The 21,018-nt window shown below is 68.2% G+C and carries 23 protein-coding genes; 13 read left to right on the top strand and 10 right to left on the bottom strand.

The window, feature by feature from the left end; genetic code table 11:
- Positions 1-24 precede the first annotated feature (24 nt).
- Complete coding sequence (locus Q7J39_RS03375; RefSeq protein WP_304820415.1) at positions 25-1,404, bottom strand: ActS/PrrB/RegB family redox-sensitive histidine kinase; 1,380 nt, start codon at positions 1,402-1,404, stop codon at positions 25-27.
- 54 nt (positions 1,405-1,458) lie between these two features.
- Here Q7J39_RS03375 and Q7J39_RS03370 point away from each other — a divergent pair, with 54 nt between their 5' ends.
- The 3 genes from Q7J39_RS03370 to Q7J39_RS03360 all read left to right on the top strand — a co-directional run bounded on the left by Q7J39_RS03370 (position 1,459) and on the right by Q7J39_RS03360 (position 4,368).
- On the top strand, positions 1,459-2,046 hold the full coding sequence (locus Q7J39_RS03370) for an SCO family protein (RefSeq protein WP_304820413.1): 588 nt from the start codon (positions 1,459-1,461) through the stop codon (positions 2,044-2,046).
- A 263-nt stretch (positions 2,047-2,309) separates the two neighbouring features.
- Positions 2,310-3,590, top strand: coding sequence for a polyhydroxyalkanoate depolymerase (locus tag Q7J39_RS03365; RefSeq protein ID WP_304820411.1), 1,281 nt, complete (start codon positions 2,310-2,312; stop codon positions 3,588-3,590).
- Positions 3,591-3,630: 40 nt separating this feature from the next.
- Positions 3,631-4,368 carry a M48 family metallopeptidase gene (locus Q7J39_RS03360; protein WP_304820409.1) on the top strand — a complete coding sequence of 246 codons (738 nt, stop codon included), beginning with the start codon at positions 3,631-3,633 and terminating at the stop codon, positions 4,366-4,368.
- A 43-nt stretch (positions 4,369-4,411) separates the two neighbouring features.
- On the opposite strand, the gene Q7J39_RS03355 is transcribed toward Q7J39_RS03360, so the two are convergent.
- Positions 4,412-6,355 carry a transglycosylase domain-containing protein gene (locus Q7J39_RS03355; RefSeq protein ID WP_304820407.1) on the bottom strand — a complete coding sequence of 648 codons (1,944 nt, stop codon included), beginning with the start codon at positions 6,353-6,355 and terminating at the stop codon, positions 4,412-4,414.
- A 363-nt stretch (positions 6,356-6,718) separates the two neighbouring features.
- Here Q7J39_RS03355 and Q7J39_RS03350 point away from each other — a divergent pair, with 363 nt between their 5' ends.
- The 10 genes from Q7J39_RS03350 to sugE all read left to right on the top strand — a co-directional run bounded on the left by Q7J39_RS03350 (position 6,719) and on the right by sugE (position 14,472).
- Complete coding sequence (locus Q7J39_RS03350; protein ID WP_304820405.1) at positions 6,719-7,057, top strand: hypothetical protein; 339 nt, start codon at positions 6,719-6,721, stop codon at positions 7,055-7,057.
- Between the two features lie 162 nt (positions 7,058-7,219).
- Positions 7,220-7,516: a PaaI family thioesterase gene (locus Q7J39_RS03345; RefSeq protein ID WP_304820403.1), complete on the top strand. Its 297-nt coding sequence runs from the start codon at positions 7,220-7,222 to the stop codon at positions 7,514-7,516.
- Positions 7,517-7,711: 195 nt separating this feature from the next.
- Positions 7,712-8,266, top strand: a complete 555-nt coding sequence (locus tag Q7J39_RS03340; RefSeq protein ID WP_304820401.1) for a F0F1 ATP synthase subunit delta — start codon at positions 7,712-7,714, stop codon at positions 8,264-8,266.
- A 6-nt stretch (positions 8,267-8,272) separates the two neighbouring features.
- On the top strand, positions 8,273-9,808 hold the full coding sequence (gene atpA / locus Q7J39_RS03335; protein ID WP_304820400.1) for a F0F1 ATP synthase subunit alpha: 1,536 nt from the start codon (positions 8,273-8,275) through the stop codon (positions 9,806-9,808).
- Positions 9,809-9,819: 11 nt separating this feature from the next.
- Complete coding sequence (locus tag Q7J39_RS03330) at positions 9,820-10,449, top strand: pseudaminic acid biosynthesis-associated methylase (RefSeq protein ID WP_304820398.1); 630 nt, start codon at positions 9,820-9,822, stop codon at positions 10,447-10,449.
- An 8-nt stretch (positions 10,450-10,457) separates the two neighbouring features.
- A complete protein-coding gene (locus Q7J39_RS03325; RefSeq protein WP_304820396.1) occupies positions 10,458-11,327 on the top strand; it encodes a F0F1 ATP synthase subunit gamma in 870 nt (289 codons plus the stop codon).
- A 105-nt stretch (positions 11,328-11,432) separates the two neighbouring features.
- The gene (atpD, locus tag Q7J39_RS03320) at positions 11,433-13,028 is read left to right on the top strand and encodes a F0F1 ATP synthase subunit beta (protein WP_304820394.1); all 1,596 of its coding nucleotides are present in this window, start codon (positions 11,433-11,435) and stop codon (positions 13,026-13,028) included.
- Between the two features lie 5 nt (positions 13,029-13,033).
- On the top strand, positions 13,034-13,300 hold the full coding sequence (locus tag Q7J39_RS03315; RefSeq protein WP_304820392.1) for an ATP synthase F1 subunit epsilon: 267 nt from the start codon (positions 13,034-13,036) through the stop codon (positions 13,298-13,300).
- A 93-nt stretch (positions 13,301-13,393) separates the two neighbouring features.
- Positions 13,394-14,050 (top strand): hypothetical protein, encoded by a 657-nt coding sequence (locus Q7J39_RS03310; RefSeq protein ID WP_304820390.1) that lies wholly within the window; start codon positions 13,394-13,396, stop codon positions 14,048-14,050.
- Between the two features lie 95 nt (positions 14,051-14,145).
- Entirely contained in the window at positions 14,146-14,472 is a 327-nt protein-coding gene (gene sugE, locus Q7J39_RS03305; protein ID WP_304820388.1) for a quaternary ammonium compound efflux SMR transporter SugE, read from the top strand.
- Positions 14,473-14,523: 51 nt separating this feature from the next.
- On the opposite strand, the gene Q7J39_RS03300 is transcribed toward sugE, so the two are convergent.
- From Q7J39_RS03300 to Q7J39_RS03265, 8 genes are all read right to left on the bottom strand, one after another.
- Positions 14,524-15,297 carry an alpha/beta fold hydrolase gene (locus Q7J39_RS03300; protein WP_304820386.1) on the bottom strand — a complete coding sequence of 258 codons (774 nt, stop codon included), beginning with the start codon at positions 15,295-15,297 and terminating at the stop codon, positions 14,524-14,526.
- Positions 15,297-15,788 carry an RNA pyrophosphohydrolase gene (locus Q7J39_RS03295; protein WP_304820384.1) on the bottom strand — a complete coding sequence of 164 codons (492 nt, stop codon included), beginning with the start codon at positions 15,786-15,788 and terminating at the stop codon, positions 15,297-15,299. The genes Q7J39_RS03300 and Q7J39_RS03295 overlap by 1 nt, the downstream gene beginning before the upstream one ends.
- Positions 15,789-15,798: 10 nt before the next feature.
- Positions 15,799-16,956 (bottom strand): divergent polysaccharide deacetylase family protein, encoded by a 1,158-nt coding sequence (locus tag Q7J39_RS03290; protein ID WP_370689982.1) that lies wholly within the window; start codon positions 16,954-16,956, stop codon positions 15,799-15,801.
- Positions 16,957-17,053: 97 nt separating this feature from the next.
- Entirely contained in the window at positions 17,054-18,439 is a 1,386-nt protein-coding gene (locus Q7J39_RS03285; protein ID WP_304820380.1) for a S41 family peptidase, read from the bottom strand.
- A gap of 92 nt (positions 18,440-18,531) precedes the next feature.
- The gene (locus Q7J39_RS03280; protein ID WP_304820378.1) at positions 18,532-19,401 is read right to left on the bottom strand and encodes a murein hydrolase activator EnvC; all 870 of its coding nucleotides are present in this window, start codon (positions 19,399-19,401) and stop codon (positions 18,532-18,534) included.
- 7 nt (positions 19,402-19,408) lie between these two features.
- Entirely contained in the window at positions 19,409-19,873 is a 465-nt protein-coding gene (gene rlmH, locus Q7J39_RS03275; protein WP_304820376.1) for a 23S rRNA (pseudouridine(1915)-N(3))-methyltransferase RlmH, read from the bottom strand.
- Positions 19,870-20,283 (bottom strand): ribosome silencing factor, encoded by a 414-nt coding sequence (gene rsfS, locus Q7J39_RS03270; RefSeq protein WP_304820686.1) that lies wholly within the window; start codon positions 20,281-20,283, stop codon positions 19,870-19,872. Before rsfS ends, rlmH begins: the two co-directional genes overlap by 4 nt.
- A gap of 74 nt (positions 20,284-20,357) precedes the next feature.
- Positions 20,358-21,017: a nicotinate-nucleotide adenylyltransferase gene (locus Q7J39_RS03265; protein ID WP_304820374.1), complete on the bottom strand. Its 660-nt coding sequence runs from the start codon at positions 21,015-21,017 to the stop codon at positions 20,358-20,360.
- Between the last annotated feature and the right edge of the window lies 1 nt (position 21,018).

The raw sequence follows: 21,018 nt of genomic DNA, 5'->3' as shown, positions 1-21,018 counted from the left end.
ACGCAAGTTCAATCCGAACCTCGTTCAGGCCAGGGGCGCCTCGATCTTGGCCCGCGACCAGCGCGCGGAAACCACCGCGCCGCGCGGCCGGCCATTCTGGAAAGTCACCGCCGCGCCGGTTCGTTCCAGCAGGGTCTTGGCGATGAAGAAGCCCAGGCCCATGCCGATATGGCCGGTGCGCGAGCCCTCCGCCCCCGGACGGGTGGTGACATAGGGCTCCCCCAGCTTGGCCAGCACCTCGGGCGCGAAGCCGGGCCCGTCGTCGCGGACCTCCATGGAGACGTTCTGGGCGTCGAAGCGGGCGGTGATCAGCACCTCGGAGGTCGCGAAGTCGACGGCGTTCTCCACGAAGGAGGTCAGGGCGTGCAGCACCTCGGGCATCCGCCAGATGTCGGGGGACTGGGCGCCGGCCGCGCCGCTGACGATGGCCTCGACCCGCACCCCCTTCACCCCGGCATGGGGCTCGATCACCTCGTGGACCAGCTGCAGCAGGCTCATGCGCTCATGGACCTCGTCGGAGGCCTCGGCCGGGGCGTCGGTGAGTCGGCGCAGGATCTCGCGGCAGCGGGCGGCCTGGGCGATCAGCAGGTCGGCGTCTTCCTTGACCTGCGGGGTGGGCGCCTCGCGGGCCATCTCCTTGGCGACGATGGCGATGGTGGCCAGCGGGGTGCCCAGCTCGTGGGCGGCGGCGGCGGCCAGGGCGCCCAGGGCCGAGAGCCGCTGCTCGCGCGACAGCACGGTCTGGGTGACGTCGAGGGCGAGCGCCATGCGGGCGGACTCCTGGGCGGCCTGGCGGACGCTGCTGGCGATCACCAGGATTCCCGCCACGTTGGCCGCCGAACAGCTGAGCATATAGATCAGCGAAAAGCTGACGCTGGGACCTCGCATGGGCAGGGGCAGGTGGAAGAAGGCCAGGGCGAGGGAGGCCCCCACCGCCGCGCCGCCCAGGATCAGAAAGGGCTTCAGCGGCAGGGTGGCGGCCGCCAGGGTGACCGGGGCGATCAGCATCAAGATGAAGGGGTTTGCCGTTCCGCCGGTCAGGAACAGCAGGACGCTGATCTGGGCGACATCGAATCCGAGCTGGGCCGTGGCCTCCCAGTCGGCGATCATCCTCTGCCCTGGGGACGCCACCCCAGTGAGCAGGTTGATCCAGGCCGCCGCGCCGATCAGGCCAAAGCAGATGGCGTAGGGCGCCTTGAAGCCCAGGAACAACCCGCCGATCAGCAGGACGGCGACCTCGCCGAGGATTATGGTCCAACGCAGGGTGACGAGGGTGCGCATCCGCAGCCGGCCGTGGCCGGCGCCGCGCATGTCCCAGGCCAGCTCGTCTTGCGCCTGGGCGGGGCTTTGCCTATCGAGGCCGGATGCCGGTCCCGACGGCGTCGTGGTTTTGACGGACGCCATTGGGGACGGAGCATCCTGCAAGTCGCCCGCCGTGACGAGACAAAAGGTTCACCCATGACCCGCCGCAACCTGATCGTGATCGTGTGCGCCGTCCTCAGCCTGGCCATGCTGGGCGCGGTGGCCTGGAAGACCGGCGCGTTCAAGGCGCCGCAGACCGCCCTGGTGGGCGGGCCGTTCCAGCTGGTGGACCAGACCGGCAAGCCGGTGGACGAGGCGGTTCTGAAGGGCAAGTGGAGCGTGGTGTTCTTCGGCTACACCTACTGCCCCGATGTCTGCCCCACGACGATGGTGGAGATGGCCCAGGCCCAGGAACGGCTCGGGCCCAAGGCCCGCGACGTCCAGTTCCTGTTCATCAGCGTCGATCCCGAGCGCGACACCCCGGCCCAGCTGACCACCTATCTCTCCAACGACGCCTTCCCCAAGGGGACCATCGGCCTGACCGGAACCCCTGAGCAGGTGGCCGCGGCCGCCAAGGCCTACCGGACCTTCTACCGCAAGGCGGGGACCGGGACCGACTACCTGATGGATCACCCGACCCCGGCCTATCTGATGAACCCCAAGGGCCGCTTCGCCCGGGTGATCCCCTTCGGCATCGGCCCCGACGAGGTGGTCACCCAGATCAGCGCGGCGATGCGGGAATAGGCAGATCCTCCCCCAGGCGCGGAGCGCCGATGTGGGGGAGGTGGACCGCCGCGCAGCGGTGGGACGGAGGGGGACCAACGTAGTTGGCTCCTGCCGCCCACAAACATAGAGTCAAAGTCCCCCTCAGGCGCTTCGCGCCAGCTCCCCCAGGAGGGGAGCATCCAAGCTCTGCCGCGTCCACACGCCGCATAGCGGAACCCAAGAGGGGTAGACTCTCTTAAGCCTCAGCGTGCATGCTGCATTGCACAACGGGACCATTGCGTATGCTCTATACGATGTATGAAGCCGGCTACTACGCCGCCTCGCCCCTGCGGTTCGCCGCGCGGGCCGCTCGGGGTTTCTGGTCGTCGCCGCTCAATCCGGCCAAGGACAGCGACCTGGGACGACGGCTGTTCGCCGGCGCCGACCTGTTCGCCAACCTGACCCGCCGCTACGGCCGCCCGGCCTGGAACATCAATTCCGTCGAGATCGACGGCAAGCCCGTGCGGGTCACCCAGACCGAGGTCTGGTCCAGCCCCTGGGTGAAGCTCACCCACTTCAGCCGCAACATGGCCGACATGCGCAAGGCCGGCCGCCGCGAGCTGCAGCCGGCGGTGCTGATCGTCGCCCCGCTGTCGGGCCACTACGCCACCCTGCTGCGCGGCACGGTGGAGGCCTTCCTGCAGGACCACGAGGTGTTCATCACCGACTGGTCCAACGCCCGCGACGTGCCGCTGCACGCCGGCCGCTTCGATTTCCACGACTATCTCGACCATGTCCGCGAGATGCTGCGCCTGCTGGGCCCGCGCCCGCACGTCGTCGCCGTCTGCCAGCCGGGCCCCGCGGTGCTGGCCGCCGCCGCGCTGATGGCCGAGGACAATGAGGACTGCCGCCCCGGCACCATGACCTTCATGGGCTCGCCGATCGATGCGCGGCTGTCGCCGACGGTCACCAACAAGCTGGCGGAGGAAAAGCCCTTCGCCTGGTTCAAGTCCAACATGATCGACACCGTGCCGGCCCCCTATCCGGGCCTGGGCCGCCGCGTCTATCCGGGCTTCGTGCAGCTCTACAGCTTCATGTCGATGAACGCCGAGAAGCACCAGGACGCCCACAAGCAGTATCTGGAAGACCTGATGAAGGGCGACGGCGACGCCGCCGACAAGCATCTGGAGTTCTACGACGAGTACCTGTCGGTGCTGGACCTGCCCGAGGAGTTCTACCTTCAGACCGTCGATTATGTGTTCCAGTCCTACCTGCTGCCCAAGGGCGAGCTGACCCACCGCGGCCGCGCCGTGCAGCCGGCCCTGATCAAGGACATCGGCCTGCTGACCGTCGAGGGCGAGAACGACGACATCTCCGGCATCGGCCAGACCCAGGCGGCCCACACCCTGTGTTCGGGCCTCCCGGAGGAATTCAAGGAAGACTACGTCCAGCCGCACGTCGGCCACTACGGGGTCTTCAACGGCCGCCGGTTCCGCGAGGAGATCTATCCCCGGGTCCGCGCCTTCATCCGCAAGTCGGAAGCCGGCTTCGAAAAGTCCCGAGACGCAGCCAACGCCGCTTAAGGGCCCTCCCGCTTTGCGAAAAGCAGCCTAGATAGGGGCCATGTCCCTGTTCGGCCGCCCCCTGGCCGACGGCGACCGGCTGGAGGTGGCCGGGGCCGTCGTGCGCCTGAAAGTCCATACCCGGGCGCGGCGCGTCTCGCTGCGGCTGGACCGTACCAAGCGGGAAGTGGTGGCCACCGCGCCGTCGGTTCGCCGGCTGAGCGAGGCCGCGGCCTTCGCCACCGAGCGGGCGGCCTGGATCGCCGACCGGCTGGCCGAACTGCCGCAGAGCCAGTCGATCGCGCCCGGCGTCACCATCAGCCTGTTCGGCCAGCCCTGCCGCCTGGAGAGCGCGCCCCATCCGGTGCGCTATTTCCCGGCCACCGAGACCGAGCCCGCCCGCATCGCCGCCCGCGGCGAGGGCGAGACCTATGCCCGCGCCGTGACCCGCATGTTGAAGAAGCAGGCTCTGGCGGTCTTCGCCGACCGCACCGCCCACTATTGTGCGGCCCTGGGCGCGAAGATGCCGGCCGTCACGGTGATGGACGCCCGCGGCCGCTGGGGCTCCTGCCGGCCGGGCATGATCGGCAAGCCGGCCTCGATCCGCTACAGCTGGCGGTTGGCCCTCGCCCCCTTCGAGGTGGCCGACTATGTGGTGGCCCACGAGTGCGCCCACCTGCTGGAGCTCAATCATGGCCCTCGCTTCTGGGCCCACGTGAAGACCCTGGTGGGGGACGAACGCCCGCACCGCGCCTGGCTGCGGGCCGAAGGCGCAAGGCTGCACGCGTTCGGGGCCTAGCTCCGAATTCCATCTCCTCTTGCGGGAGAAGGGCTGGCGGTTTCTAGAACGGAATGTCTTCCGCCGGGGCCTTCTCCACCGGGGCTTCGACCTTGGGGCCGTCGCCGGAGAGCAGGTCGCCGATGGGGTCGCTGGCCGGGGCCTGGACCGGAGGCGGGGCCAGGGTTCCGCCGGGGATCGGCTGGGTCTTGAGGCGCGGCAGGGCGGCGGTCATGAAGTCGCGCCAGATTCCGGCCGGGGCGCCGCCGCCGGTGACGCCCTTCATCACGGTGTTGTCGTCGCGGCCCACCCAGACGGCGGTGACGAAGCCGCCGGTATAGCCGACGAACCAGGCGTCGCGGTAATCGCTGGTGGTGCCGGTCTTGCCGGCGATGTCGAAGCCCGGAACCCGCGCCTTGCTCCCGGTGCCGCCGCTGATCACCTGGCGCATCATCTGGTTCATGTACTGCAGGGCCGGCGAGCCGATCACCGCGCGCCGGGCGCTCTTGTCGACGCCGTGGTCGTAGAGGACCTTGCCGCTGGCGGTGCGGATCCGCTCGATGCCGTAGCCCTTGGCCAGGAAGCCGCCGTTGGAGAAGGGGGCGTAGGCCTGGGCCATCTCCATGGGGCTGACCTCGACGGCGCCCAGGGCCATGGAGGGATCGACCTGGATGTGACTGGTGATCCCCAGGCGGCGCGCCGTGGCCGCCACATTGCCGGTGCCGACCTCGTTGGCCAGCCGCGCGGCGACGGTGTTGATGGACTGGGCCAGCGCCGTCTGCAGGCTCATCGGGCCCAGGAAGCGGCCGGTATAGTTCCGCGGCTCCCAGGTTCCGATCTTCACCGGCTCGTCCACCACCGGGGTGGCCGGGGTGCGGCCCTGTTCCATGGCGGTGAGGTAGACGAAGGGCTTGAAGGACGAACCGGCCTGGCGCCGGGCCATGGTGGCGCGGTCGAACTGGCTGTCGGCATAGGAGGCGCCGCCGACATAGGCGCGGATGCGGCCCTCGCCGTCGATGGCGACGAGCGCGCCCTGGCCGACGCCCTGGCCCTTGGCGGCCACGACCCCGCGGCGCAGGGCCTGCTCGGCGGCGGTCTGGATGGGAAGGTCCAGGGTGGTCTCCACCACCAGATCCTCGGTGGGTTCCCCCACCAGGGAGCGGACCTGGTCGTCCACCCAGTCGGTGAAGTACTGCGCGCGCTGGTTGGCCAGCACCGGATTGACGCGGACCGGGGTCTTGAAGGCCTCCGCCCGCTCATCGGGCGTGATGGCGCGGGTGCGGACCATTTCGTCCAGCACGATGGTGGCCCGCCGGGCGGCGCGGTCGCTGGCCGAGACCGGGGAGTAGCGCGAGGGCCCCTTCATCATCCCGGCCAGCAGGGCGCTCTCGCCGATGGTGAGCTGGGAGGCGGGCTTGTTGAAATAGCGCTGGGCGGCGGCCTCGATGCCATAGGCCCCGGCCCCGAAATAGACCCGGTTCAGATAGAGGGAGAGAATCTCCTTCTTGGAGAACTTGGCTTCCAGCCAGACGGCCAGGATCAGCTCCTGGGCCTTGCGGCGATAGGTCTGGTTGGCGGTCAGGAAGAGGTTGCGCGCCAGCTGCTGGGTGATGGTGGAGCCGCCGCGCAGGGGGCCGCCCTTATGGCTCACATTATAGAGTGTGGAGCGGATGATGCCCCAGGGGTTGAACCCCACGTGCCAGTAGAACCAGCGGTCCTCGATGGCGATGAAGGCTTTCGGGACGTAGGGCGGCAGCTTCTCCAGGTCCACGGGCGGCGCGTACTGGCTGCCGCGCACCGCCACCAGGGCGCCGGACCGGTCGAGATAGGAGATCGAGGGCTGACGCTTGACGTCGTAGAGCTTGGAGGTGTCGGGCAGGTCGACCGCGAACACCGCGAAGAAGGCCACCAGGAAGATCAGGCCCCAGACCCCGATCACCGCGCTCCAGTAGAGAACGGCTTGGGCGGGTGTGCGAGGGGCCCGGCGGGGCGACTGCGCATTGGCCATGGGGTGTTTGGTCCTGAAAGTGTCGTCCCGCTTGGGGCGACTGATAGCTCAGCCGCACCAAACACGCGACAAGATTGACGGGGTGTGAATGGGGCGCTTTCAGGTCCAAGCCGCGGATTGCCCGCCGCGGTCGTGGTTTCATGCGACCGTCACCGCCCCGCGAACGGATGGTGCGGCGTTTACCTCTGCAATTACGCATACCGGCGTTGCGAAAAAAGCGATTGCGGGCGATCTTAACAGTGTTATCTTAGCGTTGCTTAGTTCGGAGCGCGCCAAGGGTGGGGATACCCGCGGCGACTCACGGTTCGGACGGCCAGGTTCCGTCCGGAATCTGTTTTCTCCCCGAAACGCTGGAGGGCTCCCATGAAGCTCCATACCCTTTCCGCCGCCTGCGCGGCTGTCATCACTCTCTCCTTCGCCGGCGGCGCCTTCGCCGCCGAGCCGGTCACCGCCAAGCTGACCGCCCCCGTCGCCGCCAAGACCAAGTTCATCGCCGGCGGCGCCGTCTTCCTTTGCGAGGCCGACGCCTGTGTCGCCTCGGCCCCGTCCTCGCAGACCTTCGCCACCTCGACCTGCAAGGCCGTGGCCAAGAATGTCGGCGCGATCGCCTCCTTCGGCGTCGGCGGCAAGACCCTGGACGCCGACAAGCTCAGCGCCTGCAACACCTCGGCCGCCTCGGGAACCCAGATGGCCGGCCGCTAAACCCTATTGGCCGGGAGGGGCGGGGTTCCCGCCCTTCCTGGCCGACCCGGCTCGCGGCGCAGCCTCCCAGCCGCTCCAAATCCATGTCGAGCCTGAACTTCAGGGCGCCGGAATTCTCCGGCGCCCTTTTCTTTTGCGCCGGGCCGCTTAAGAGAACGCCCCATGACCGACACGCTTCGCCAAGACGCCGCCTTCCCGGGCGGTCCCGCCGCCGCGGCCTGCCTGCTGGAGCCCTTGCTGGCCGGCGCGGCGGGCGCGGGCGCCGAGCCTGTCTCCCTGACTCTCGACTATGGACGCAGCATCGCCGCCGGCGATCCCGTGGTGGCGGAGGCCTGGATCGACCGGGCCACCCGCACCCTGGTCTTCGCCCACGCGCGCCTGACCACGCAGAACGGTGATCTCGTGGCCAGCGGCTCGGCGGTGTTCCGCCGTGAGGCGCCCGTCCCGGTGGCCGCTTAAATGGCTTCCAGCGGTTCTATAGGGTCTGGTTTGGTTGCTGCCTGCAAAGTCGCGTGCTATCAGGCGCGCGGCTTCGGGCCAGGGGGTTCCTCAGTCTCCGACGGCCAATGTGCTTTTCCAAGCGCTTTCAAGCCTTTAGGCCGCGGTGAGGGACACCTTATTCGGGGCTTTCGACACGCACGGGCGGACAAATAAGTGGCGGACGATTCCAAGACTTCGAATGTGGGCGGCAGATATGCTCAGGCCCTCTTCGATCTCGCGACCGAAGACAGAAACCTGGCGGCCGTCGAGGCCGACCTGAAGGCGCTCAAAATCATGCGCGCCGCCTCAAAGGATTTCCGCACCCTGCTGGCCTCCCCGGCCTTCAGCGCCGAGGACAAGGGCCGCGCGATCGCGGCCCTGGCGGCCAAGGCCAAGTTCAACAACACCACCAAGAAGTTCCTCGGCCTGATGGCCGCCAATGGCCGCCTCGCGGCGCTGCCGGCGGCGATCACGGCCTTCGAGGCCCTCTCGGCCAAGAGCCGCGGCGTTGTCGCGGCCACCGTCACCACCGCGGTCGTCCTGACCGCGGCCCAAGCCAAGGGCGTCGCGGCCTCGCTGCGCACCGCCCTGGGTAAGGACCCTGAAATCGAGACCCGTGTCGATCCGTCCATCCTGGGCGGTATCAAGGTGCGGGTCGGCTCGCGACTGTTCGATGCTTCACTTCGTTCGAAGCTCGATTCCCTCAAGTTCGCCCTGAAGAGAGCGTAAGAAGTCATGGATATCCGCGCCGCCGAAATTTCGGCCATCCTCAAGTCGCAGATCGCCAATTTCGGCGAAGAGGCTGACGTTTCCGACGTCGGCCAGGTGTTGTCCGTCGGTGACGGCATCGCCCGCGTCTTCGGTCTGGACAATGTCCAGGCCGGCGAAATGGTCGAGTTCCCGAAAGCCGGGGTGAAGGGCATGGCCCTGAACCTCGAACGCGACAATGTCGGGGTCGTTATCTTCGGCGACGACCGCGCCATCTCGGAAGGCGACGAAGTCCGCCGCCTCTCGGAAATCGTGGACGTGCCGGTGGGCCGTGGCCTGCTGGGCCGCGTCGTCAACCCGCTGGGCGAGCCGATCGACGGCAAGGGCCCGCTCACCAACGTGGCCGAGCGCCGCCGGGTGGACGTGAAGGCCCCGGGCATCATCCCGCGCAAGTCGGTGCACGAGCCCGTGCAGACCGGCCTGAAGGCCATCGACAGCCTGATCCCGGTCGGCCGCGGCCAGCGCGAACTGATCATCGGCGACCGCCAGACCGGCAAGACGGCCGTGGCCATCGACGCCATCCTGAACCAGAAGTCGATCAACGCCGGGGATGACGAGAGCGCCAAGCTCTACTGCATCTACGTCGCCATCGGTCAGAAGCGCTCCACCGTCGCCCAGATCGTCAAGACCCTCGAGGAGCGCGGCGCGCTCGACTACACCATCGTCGTCGCCGCCACCGCCTCCGAGCCCGCCCCCCTGCAGTTCCTGGCCCCGTTCTCCGGTTGCGCCATGGGCGAATGGTTCCGCGACAACGGCATGCACGCCGTCATCATCTATGACGACCTTTCCAAGCAGGCCGTCGCCTATCGTCAGATGTCCCTGCTGCTGCGCCGTCCGCCGGGCCGCGAAGCCTATCCGGGCGACGTGTTCTATCTGCACTCCCGTCTCCTCGAGCGCGCTGCGAAGCTCAATGAGGATAATGGATCGGGCTCGCTGACCGCCCTGCCGCTGATCGAGACCCAGGCCAACGACATCTCGGCCTATATCCCGACCAACGTGATCTCCATCACCGACGGCCAGATCTTCCTGGAAACCGACCTGTTCTTCCAGGGCATCCGCCCGGCCGTGAACGTCGGCGCCAGCGTGAGCCGCGTGGGATCCTCGGCCCAGATCAAGGCCATGAAGACCGCCGCCGGTCCGATCAAGAGCGAGCTCGCCCAGTACCGCGAACTGGCCGCCTTCGCGAAGTTCGGCTCCGACCTGGACGTCACCACCCAGCGCCAGCTGGCCCGCGGTGAGCGTCTGACCGAGCTCCTGAAGCAGCCGCAATACTCGCCGCTGACCGTCGAAGAGCAGGTCGCGGTGATCTATGCCGGCACCCGTGGCTACCTCGACACCATCCCGACCAACCAGGTCGGCCGCTTCGAGAGCGAGCTGCTGAGCCACATGCACGCCAAGCACCAGAAGATCCTCGACACCATCCGGACGTCCAAGGAACTGAAGGGTGACACCGAGCAGGCCCTGAAAGACGCGCTGGCCGCCTTCGTCGCGACCTTCGCCTAAGACTTGAGCTGATGGCCCCTGAGCCCAAAGCCCTGAGCGCCTGGTCCGGTGCGTTCGGCGACCGGTACACCGAGCGCAGCGGCGCCGGGACCGGCGTCGTCCGCGGACGCGCGCGGGTGTGGGCGGAGGTGCTGTCGAAGATGGACGGCGACATGCCGGGAAGCGCCATCGAGGTGGGCCCCAATCTGGGCCTCAACCTCATGGGCATCGCGGCGATCTCGGACATGGAGCTTTGGGCCATCGAGCCCAACGCCTCGGCCCGGGAACGGCTTGTCGAGGACGGCGTCCTGCCGGCCGAGCGCGTGATCGAGGGCTTCGGCCACGCGATCCCGCTCGCCGACAAGGCGGTCGACCTGGCCTTCACGGCCGGGGTCCTGATCCACGTGGATCCCAGCCTGCTCGAGGCGACGATGCGGGAAGTGCACCGGGTCGCCGCCAAGTATGTTTTTTGTTCAGAGTATTTTTCGCCGAAGCCGGAGGCCATTCCCTATCGCGGGGAAACCGACCTGCTCTTCAAGAACGACTTCGGCGGGCTCTACCTGGATATGTTTCCCGACCTCGTGCTGGTCGATTACGGCTTCTTCTGGAAACGGATGACCGTGATGGATAACAGCACCTGGTGGTTGTTTAGAAAGGTCTGAGGCGAGAAATGGCTAGCCTCAAGGAAATGCGCGACCAGATCAAAAGCGTGCAATCCACGCAGAAGATCACCCGCGCGATGCAGATGGTGGCCGCGGCGAAGATGCGCCGGGCGACCGAAGCGGCTCAGAACGCCCGGCCCTATGCCCAGCGCATGGCCACGGTGATCGCCAACCTGGCGGCCGGCGTGTCCGGTGACGGCGCGCCCAAGCTGCTGGTGGGCACGGGCCGTCAGGATCGTCACCTGGTGGTGGTCACCAGTTCCGACCGCGGCCTGGCCGGCGGTTTCAATTCCTCGATCATTCGCGCGGCCCGCGACCGGATCAACGCGCTCCTGGCCGAAGGCAAGGACGTGAAGATCCTCACGGTGGGCAAGAAGGCGCGCGACCAGCTTCGTCGCCTGTTCGCCGACCGCTTCGTGGCGAGCTTCGAGGCCGGCGTGCCTGGCCTGGCCTCGGCCCAGCCGGTGGCCGACAAGATCAGCGAGCTGTTCGAGGCCGGCCAGGTGGACGTCGTGACCCTGGCCTTCAGCCGCTACAAGTCGGTGGTCGTCCAGACCCCGACCCTGACCCAACTGATCCCCGCCCAGGTCGAAGGCGCCGCCGCCACGATCGACCTCAAGGGCGCGGCCTATGAATACGAGCCCGACGAGGAAGCCATCCTCGAGACCCTGCTGCCCCGGAACCTCACGGTCCAGGTGCTGTCGGCCCTGCTCGAGAACCAGGCCGGGTTCTATGCCGCCCAGATGGCGGCGATGGACAACGCCACCCGCAATGCGGGCGACATGATCGCCGCCCTCAACCTGAAGAAAAACCGTACTCGCCAAGCGCAGATCACCAAGGAGCTGATCGAGATCATCTCCGGCGCCGAAGCGCTCTAGGGCGTGACAGCCTGAAGTGGACCCCGGTTCAGGCGACCGTCACGCTCTAAACAAATGAGAACGAGCCTGTCTCGCGACAGGCTCTAGACCGAAAGAGTTCGACCCATGGCTACGACCCCGAAGAAGCCGGCCGCCACCAAGGCCGCTCCCGCCCCGAAGGCTGCGGCTCCCCAGGCCGCCGCTGCGACCAAGACCGCCGTCAAGGCGCCGGCCAAGGCCGCCGCCGCGAAGACCGCGACGCCGAAGTCGGTGGCTCCCGCCGCCGGCGTGGCCACCGGCCGCATCGTCCAGATCATCGGCGCCGTCGTCGACGTCGAGTTCGAGGGCCACCTGCCGCCGATCCTCGGCGCCCTGGAGACCACCAACACCGACCAGCGGACGGGCCAGCCCTTCCGCCTGGTGCTGGAAGTCGCCCAGCACCTGGGTGAGAACACCGTCCGCACCATCGCCATGGACACCTCCGAGGGCCTGACCCGCGGCCAACCGGTCTTCGACACCGGCCGCGCGATCACCGTGCCGGTCGGCCCGGCCACCCTGGGCCGGATCATGAACGTCATCGGCGATCCCATCGACGAAGCCGGTCCGATCAACTCCAAGTTCTTCGCCCCGATCCACCGTGAAGCCCCGTCCTTCGCCGAGCAGGCGACCTCGGCGGAAATCCTGGTCACGGGCATCAAGGTCATCGACCTGCTCTGCCCCTACACCAAGGGCGGCAAGATCGGCCTGTTCGGCGGCGCCGGCGTGGGCAAGACCGTGACCATGCAGGAGCTGATCAACAACATCGCCAAGGCCTACGGCGGCTACTCGGTGCTGGCCGGGGTGGGTGAGCGCACCCGCGAGGGCAACGACCTCTATCACGAGATGATCGAGAGCAACGTCAACAAGCCCGGCGGCGGCGAAGGCTCCAAGTGCACCCTGGTCTATGGCCAGATGAACGAGCCCCCCGGCGCCCGCGCCCGCGTGGCCCTCACCGGCCTGGCCCAGGCCGAGTACTTCCGCGACGAAGAGGGCAAGGACGTGCTGCTCTTCATCGACAACATCTTCCGCTTCACCCAGGCCGGCTCCGAAGTGTCCGCCCTGCTGGGCCGCATCCCCTCGGCCGTGGGCTATCAGCCCACCCTGGCCACCGAGATGGGCAACCTGCAGGAACGCATCACCTCGACCTCCAAGGGTTCGATCACCTCGGTCCAGGCCATCTACGTGCCCGCCGACGACCTGACCGACCCGGCGCCCGCCGCCTCCTTCGCCCACCTTGACGCCACCACCGTGCTGTCGCGCGACATCGCCGCCCAGGCCATTTTCCCGGCCGTGGACCCGCTGGACTCCACCAGCCGGATCATGGACCCGCTGGTGATCGGCGAGGAGCACTACAACGTCGCCCGTCGCGTCCAGGAGACCCTGCAGGCCTACAAGGCCCTGAAGGACATCATCGCCATCCTGGGCATGGACGAGCTGTCGGAAGACGACAAGCTGGTGGTCTCCCGCGCCCGCAAGATCGCCAAGTTCCTGTCCCAGCCCTTCCACGTGGCCGAGCAGTTCACCAACATGCCGGGCATCTTCGTCAGCCTGGAAGACACCATCCGCTCCTTCAAGGCGGTGGTGGAGGGTGAGTTCGACCACCTGCCGGAAGCCGCCTTCTACAACGTCGGCACCATCGAAGACGCGGTGGCCAAGGCCGAACAACTCGCGTCGGAAGCCTAAGCGCCATGGCCGGCAAGCTGCATTTCTCCCTGGTCTCGCCCGAGCGTGAGCTGTTCTCGGGCGAGGTCGACCAGGTCGACGCGCCCGGGACCGAAGGCGACTTTGGTGTGCTCGCCGGCCATGCGCCCTTCATGACGACCCTGAAGTCCGGGCGCGTGAAGGTGATGGACGGCGGCCGGGTCCTGGCCTTCGACGTCGAGGGCGGGTTCGCCGACGTGACGCCCGAGGGGCTGACCATCCTGGCCGAACAGGCTGTCGAGGCTGCTGTTTAGGCAGCGCCTCCTCTTGGCCGTATTCCCGCGCTAGGAGGCTTGCGAGGGACGGCCAGTTCGAGTGTGATAGATCTCAAGTCAGGGGACCCGTCTATGCGTACCGCCATCATCTCTCTGCTCGCCGCCACCAGTGTCGCCGGCTCCGCCGCCGCCCAGATCGCGCCACCGGCCACGCCTCCGGCGATGCCGGCCGAGGTCACGGCGCCCGCGGCCCCGCCGGTCGCCGCCGATCCGGCCGCCGCGCCGGCGCCCGAGCCTGAGAAGGTCTACGCCGTTCCCACCACCGGTGAGATCGGCCAGATCATCGACGTGATCAACCGCATCTGCGTGCCCCTGGTGCGCGGCGGCGACATCAGCAAGCTCGCCACCAAGGATATGGGCTTCAAGGTCAACAAGCGGGACGGGACCTATACCCAGACCCTGCAGGTCAAGCCCTACACGCTGACGGTCTTCGCGCCGGGCTCCAACAAGGATGTCTGCCGGATCGCCCTGAACTACTCCCTGGACGGCGAGAAGCCGATCATCGTGGGCCTCAACATCTTCTCGCTGCTGCACCAGCCCGAACTGCTCCAGCAGCGCAACGACTTCGTGCCGGCCACCGACTACAAGCGCATAACCAATTCCTGGGAATACTTCACCGATCACGAGTCGATCGGCCTGGTGTTCCTGCAGCTGAAAAAGCCCGACGGCTCCTCGGCCAACGCCAAGTGGGACATGGGCGAAGTGCTCTATTCGGAACGCAAGTTCTAGGCTTCGAGCGCGCCCCACCCCTATGAGTTCGGGCGCTGGAGACGACTCCAGCGCCTTTCTCGTTTCCGGGACGGCCCGGTCATAGGAGGTCAGCCATGCCGTGGCTCATCCTGTTCGCCGCCGGTCTATGTGAAATCGGCTGGGCCGTCGGCCTGAAATACACCGATGGCTTTACGCGGCTCTGGCCCACGGTGTTCACCGGGGCGAGCCTGCTGGTGTCCATGGCCCTGCTGGGCCTCGCCATGAAATCCCTGCCGCTCGGCACGGCCTATGCGGTCTGGACCGGCATCGGGGCGGTGGGGACGGTGATCCTGGGGATCGTGCTGTTCAAGGAGCCGGCGACGGTGGCGCGCCTGGTCTGCGTCGGCCTGATCGTGGCGGGTATCCTCGGGCTGAAACTTTTCAGTTCGACACAGTCATAACCTAATTAAAACAATGGGTTACATTTCCTCGCCGCAGGGGCGAGAACCACTTCACGCGGCGCCCGAAGTGGCCCGGGCGTCCCCCTCTTCCAGCCAGTCCCAGGCGGCGGTGGCCACCGCCTGCCAGCCGGTTTCCCCCAGCAGCCAGTGGCTCATGCCGGCCATCTCCAGATAGTCGGCGCCCAGCCGCTGGGCGGTCTGGCGGGCGGTCATCGGCGGGTGGACCACGTCGCGCTGCCCGACGATCACCAGGCAGGGGACGCCGATGTCGCCCGTGCCGACGCTGGTGGTCATGAAGGGGTCCAGCCACCAGTTCAGGGCCTCCCACAGGGCCCGCCCACTCTCCGGGCGCAGCTGGGCGACGGCGGCCTCCCGCTGCGCCTGGGGCATGCGGTCGAGGCTGTAGGCCCGCATCAGGCCGCGGTCGGGGCTGATGCTCTGGGTGAAGGCCGCCCCCATCATCAGGCCGAAGGCGGTGACCGCCTCCTCCATCGAGGAGCCCGACACCCCCCAGGGGGGCGAAGGCGCCAGCAGGATCAGGGCCTTGAGCGGCGCGCGCTTGGCGGCGAGCTGGGCCACCAGCCCGCCGAGGGAGTGCCCGATCAGGATCGGCGGCTCGGGCAGGCCGGCGCACAGGGCGGCGATGTCCTTGGCGTAGTCGGTCATGGACAGACCGGCGACGGCGCCGGGCCGATCATCCTCGGCGTGGCCGCGCAGATCGGGGGTGATGACCATGTGGCCGGCGGCCTCGAAGGGCGCGCGGAAGGCCTCGAAGGCCCAGCCGCCGCAGAAGGCGCCATGGACCATGACGATGGGCGCGGCCATCAGGCGGCGCGGCCAGGCAGGCCCGCGAAGTCGTGGAAGGCGGTGACGACGGCCTCGTAATTGGCCTTCTTGAAGGGCACCACCAGGCCCGGCGCCTCGGACAGCTTGCCCCAGCGCCAGGCGTCGAATTCAGGATGGCCGTGGCCGGAGAGGTTGAATTCGGCGTCCTCGCCGTCGAACCGCAAGGCGAACCACACCTGGCGCTGGCCCTTCCAACCCTTGGCGATCTTGCTGCCGTTGTGCCCCGGGGGGAAGTCGTAGGCCATCCAGCCGTCGGTGCGGCCAAGCAGGGTGGTGGAGACCGCCCCGGTCTCCTCCCCCAGCTCGCGCCTGGCGGCGGCATAGAGGTCCTCGCCGGCATCGACTCCGCCCTGCGGGAACTGCCAGTTATAGGGTTCCGGCGTGTTCACCCGCCGCCCCAGCCAGACGCGGCCGTCCGGGTGGAAGAGCACCACCCCCACATTGGGGCGATAGGCGGTGAGGTCGTCCATAGGCGCGAAGCTACCTGCGTGTGGTCAGCGCCGAGGCCGGCGCAAGTTGGTAGCCCCTAGATTCCACGCTTTGGGCCCACTGCGCCACCTGTGTCAGCGTCACAGGGTATGCGAAGCCCGATCCCAGGGCCTGGCCGCGCTGCAGGGCGCCGGCTTCCAGGGACAGCAGCTGCTGATCGATGGCCTCGACCGAGAGCTGGTCGTCGACGATGCGGTCGGCCGAGGCCCGCGGCAGACCACCGCCACGGCGGGCGGCTGAGCCGTCGTCGATGAAGGCCAGGCCGCGCCCCCGCAGGGCTCCGGTGAAGGCGGTCATGGCGCCGTCGGAGCCGACGAAGCGGGACCCGAGATAGTTGGTGACCCCGAAATAGCCGGTGGCGCGGCTGAGCAGCCACTCCAGCTTCTTCACCGTCTCCTGGCCCGGGGCCTGGGCCATCAGGGTGTAGGGGCCGGGATCGTTGTCGGGATAGTCGACGGGCTCCATGGGCGCCTCCAGCAACACCTCATGGCCGTTCTGGCGCGCCAGATCGATCCAGCCCTGCAGGCCGTCGGAATAGGGCACGAAGGACAGGGTGATCTCGGGCGGCAGGTTCTCGATGGCCTGGCGGGTGGCGGTGGCGTTGAGGCCGAGGCCGCCGATCACCAGCCCCACCTTGGGCCGGCCGTTGCTCACGAAGGGCCGGGCATAGGCCTCGGCGGGCGTCTTGCCCCCCTGACCGATGATCGGCAGCAGGCCGCCGGAGCCTTGCGCCGTGAGGCCCGCGATCGGCGCGGGGGGCAGGGGATCGGCGGCGTGGAAGGCTTGGCCGCCGGGGACGGTGATCACCGCCTGGCCGAAGGCCGCGCCGGGGCCGAGCGGGTTTTCCGACAGGCGGAAGATGTCGGTGGAAAGGGTCGTGCCGCCCGGATGATCGGCGGTCAGGGCTTCCCGCCAGCCAGGGGGCGCCGCCATGGCGGCCACCTTGGCCAGGCTGATCCGCACCACCGGAGAGCCGGCCTTGGGATCGCCCATCAGGGTGATCAGGATCAGAGCCGAGGACATGAACAGGAAGGCCGCCCCGCCGGCGCCCACATAGGGGTTGGCGATGGCCTTGGCGAACATCGCCTGCGCGTTGATCCCCACGCTGGGCGCGGAGGCTACGGTGACGAGCTTTTTCTTGGAAAACATAGACATGACCACGCGCAAGGCTTCAGCCCGGAGCCTGCGCGATCATGGTTAATGAAGGGCTACTTTTCGCCGCGCCGCAGCCCGGCGGCGCCTTCCCCTACTTGGCGACCGGCTTGGGCTCGAGCTTGGGCAGTTTGGAGACAACCTCGGCCATCTTGGCGACGGGCTTGGGCAGCTTGGGGGTGGCCGCCACCGAGCCGTAGCGCAGGACGTCCTTGGCCCGGGCCAGCTGGAAGTCGCCGGTGGTGGTGTTGAAGCTCTCCGGGGGCGCCTCGGCCGGCTCGTGGGCGCCGACCCGGGTCTTGCCCTCCTCGGCGTTGAGGGCGTTGCGGAAGGAGGCCTCGCTGAACTGGAAGGCGCGGTTGGCGATGGCCTGGGCCTCGTCGCGGGTCTCGGCCACCTCAAGGTCCGGCTGGATGCCGGTCTTCTGGATGGAGCGGCCGGCCGGGGTGTAGTAGCGCGCCGTGGTGAGCTTCAGCGCGCCGTCCATGCCGCCGCGCAGGGGGATCACGGTCTGGACCGAGCCCTTTCCGAAGCTGGTGAGGCCCACCAGTTCCGCGCGCTTGCGGTCCTGCAGGGCGCCGGCGACGATCTCGGCGGCCGACGCCGAGCCGGAATTGATCAGCACCACCATCGGCAGGCCGCCGGTGGCGTCGCCGGTCCGGGCGTTATAGCGCTCGACGTCGCGCGGGTCGCGGCCGCGCTGGGAGACGATCTCGCCGCCCTCCAGGAACAGGTCCGAGATGCCGACGGCCTGGTCGAGCAGGCCGCCAGGATTGTTGCGCAGGTCGAGGATCAGACCCTTCATCTTGGGATTCTTGGCCCGCAGGTCGGCGATGGCCGCCTCGGCCTCGTCGGTGGTCTTCTCGTTGAAGGTCGAGACCCGCAGATAGCCGTAGTCGCCCTCAAGCTTGGCGGTGGCCGACTTGGGTTTGATCACCTCGCGGATCAGCTTCACGTCAAAGGGATCGGTCTTTTCGCGGGCGATGGTCAGGGTGACCGGCTCGCCGGGCTTGCCGCGCATCTGCTTGACCGCGTCGTTTACCGACAGGCCCAGAACGCTCTCGCCGTTGACGGCGGTGATGAAGTCGCCGGCCTTGACCCCGGCCTTGAAGGCGGGCGTGCCGTCCATGGGCGAGATCACCTTGACCACGCCGTCCTCACTGGTGACCTCAATGCCCAGGCCGCCGTACTCCCCGCGCGTCTGATCGCGCATGTCGTCGAAGCTCTCGGGGTTCAGATAGCCGGAGTGAGGATCCAGCGAGGTCAGCATGCCGTCGATGGCCGCCTCGATGAGTTTCTTGTCGTCGACCTCGGTGACGTACTGACGCTCCACGGTGTCCAGCACGTCGCCAAACAGCTCGAGCATCTTATAGGTCTTGGCCCTCGGCTCGGCCGAGGCAAGCGCCTGCTGGCTCACATAGGCCATGGAGCCCGCCCCGAGGACGAAGGCCGAAACACCGATCAACAGATACTTGCGCATAGACTAGGCCCTAGGGCTCCCTTGCGGCGGAATTGAGCCGCTTAACCGCTTCACGTCCCCACTAGAACCCCATCAGGTTCCAAAGTCTTGTTTTAGCCGACGGTCGGTCTCAAGCCGCTTCCGTCCTTCATCCAGCGCCCCGGGTCGACCGGCGCGCCGCGTTCCCGGATCTCAAGATAGAGCTCGGGGGGCGACTGTCGCCCATCGGCCATCCATCCGACAGGCGCACCCGCCGCGACGGATTGTCCGACGCTGACGTTCGCCCGGTCCAGGCCAGCCAACACCAGATGGTATCCACCGGCCAATCTTAAGATCAAGATCACGCCCCACCCCTTCACGGGGCCCACATATTGGACAAGTCCGCCGTCCGGCGCCGCCACTTTCGCCCCGGAGGCGGTCTGGATGGTCAGGCCGTTGGCCTTGCCGCCGCCGGGCACGGCCTGTCCGAAGCGCTGGGTGATGGCGCCATCGGCGGGCGCCATCAGAGCCCTGGGCGGGCTGACCTCGCCGTTTTCGTCCTGCAGGGGGTTCTGGTCCCGCTGACTGGGCGGCTGGATCAGGCGGGCCTCGGCGAGCTGGCTGTCGGCGGTGAACAGGGCTTCGCTGGCGACCGCGGCCAACCGGCGCTGGCGGGCGATCTCGCCGGCCTCCGCGGCGTAGAGCCGCGCCCGGCGCTGCAGTTCCGGAGTGATGGCCTTGACCAGGATGGCGGCGCGGACGGCGGACACCGCATCGTCGGGGCTGACCAGCAGGGCGGGCGGCGGATCGCGCCGGAACTGTTCCAGCACGGTCAGCAGCCGGGCCAGGCGGTTGAGGTTGCGGCCCTGCTCGGCGGTGAGCACGGTCTCGCGGACGTTGAGGCTCTGCAGCTTGTCACGCTCGCTGGCCGCCGCCACGGCGACGACGCCCACCGCCAGGCTTGCGAAGGCGCCGATCACAAGGGCGGGGTGGAGGGTCAGCAAGGGCGCGTCAGTCTCTGTGATACGGCCCGCCGGCCAGGATGGTGACCGCCCGATAGACCTGTTCGGCCAGCATGGCGCGGGCCAGGGCATGGGGCCATGTCTGGGGCCCGAAGGCCAGCTTGCCATTCGCAGACGCGGCCAGGGCCGGATCGAGGCCGTCGGCGCCGCCGATCAGGAACACCAGCCGCCGCACGCCCTGATCGCGCAGCCTGGCGATCTCGGCGGCGAAGTCGCGGGACGCCCGCGCGGCGCCCCGTTCATCACAGGCGATGACGTGGGCGTCGGTGAGATGCGGGCGCAGAACATCGGCCTCGGCGAGCTTGCCGGGCTTCTTGGCCTCGACCTCCACCACCTCGACGGGGCCGAGCCCTAGGGCGCGGCCGGCCGCGGTGGCGCGGTCCACATAGAGCTTCACCAGCTCGACCTCGGGGGAACGGGCCAGACGCCCGACCGCCAGGATCGTCAGCTTCAAGTGAAGGCGATGTGGGCCGAGTCCACCGACCAGATCTTCTCGATGTTGTAGAAGGACCGGACCTCGGGACGGAACAGGTGGATGATCACGTCTCCGGTGTCGATCAGCACCCAGTCGCAGTGCGGCATGCCCTCGACGCGCACCTTGCCGTAGCCCTCGTCCTTGAGGGCGCGCAGCAGGTGGTCGGCCATGGCGCCGACATGGCGGTGCGAACGGCCAGAGGCGACGATCAGGCCGTCAGCCACAGCGCTCTTACCCTTCAGGTCGATGAACACGACATCCTGGGCTTTATCGTCATCAAGACGCGCCAGGATCAGGTCTTCCAAAGCGGCGATGCGACTCTGGGGATCGGTGGAAACCTCGGCGGAAACCGGGGTTTCGTGCGCACTCGGCGCAGGGTCAGGGCTCAGCGGGGTAGCTCCTTTTTTGCCTCGCTAAAAGGCCTCATATCACGATTGCGCGGAAAGGGGCAGTCTGCCTGACATCACGATCTTGATCCGCCCATCCTGGCCCGCATGGCGCTGGAGGAGAGGAAGTTCAGCGGCCCGGTGAGGAACACCCAGCGGGGCGGCTGGGTCCCGGCCAGGATCGGACCCTGGCTGGCGGGCCGCCGCGCATGGCTGAAGCGCTGGGCGGCCGGCGAGAAGCGGCTTCTCAGCGAGATCCAGGGCCGCGAGACCACGGCGACGGGGGCGCCGCCCATGATCTGCGTCCAGCCGCGCCAGCGGTGGAAACTGGCCAGGCTGTCGGCGCCCATGATCCAGACGAATTTCACCCCCGGGAAACGGGCCTTCAAGACCCTGAGCGTGTCGATGGTGTAGGTCGAGCCGATGGCGGTCTCTGCGTCGGACACGATCATCGCCCGGCCTCGGGCCACCTTGCGGACGCCGGCCATCCGCTGCGCCAGGCTGGCGGTTTCCTTGGAGGATTTCAGGGGGTTCTGCGGTGAGACCAGCCAGATGACCCGGTCCAGCCGCAGCCGCTTGCGGGCGGTCTCGGCCACGTGGGCGTGGCCGGCGTGGACCGGATTGAACGAGCCGCCATAGAGCCCCACCCGCATACCCCGCGTGAGCGTGAAGCCCAGGCGCAGGGTCGCGGGCCGGCCGGCCTCAGGGACGCGCCGGGCGGGTCCCGCGAACCACATG

The organism is Phenylobacterium sp. (assembly GCF_030651185.1).
In the GTDB taxonomy this organism is placed as follows: domain Bacteria; phylum Pseudomonadota; class Alphaproteobacteria; order Caulobacterales; family Caulobacteraceae; genus Phenylobacterium.
The sequence above is the reverse complement of the archived record's forward strand: the minus strand, read 5'-3'. Positions and strand labels throughout refer to the sequence as shown.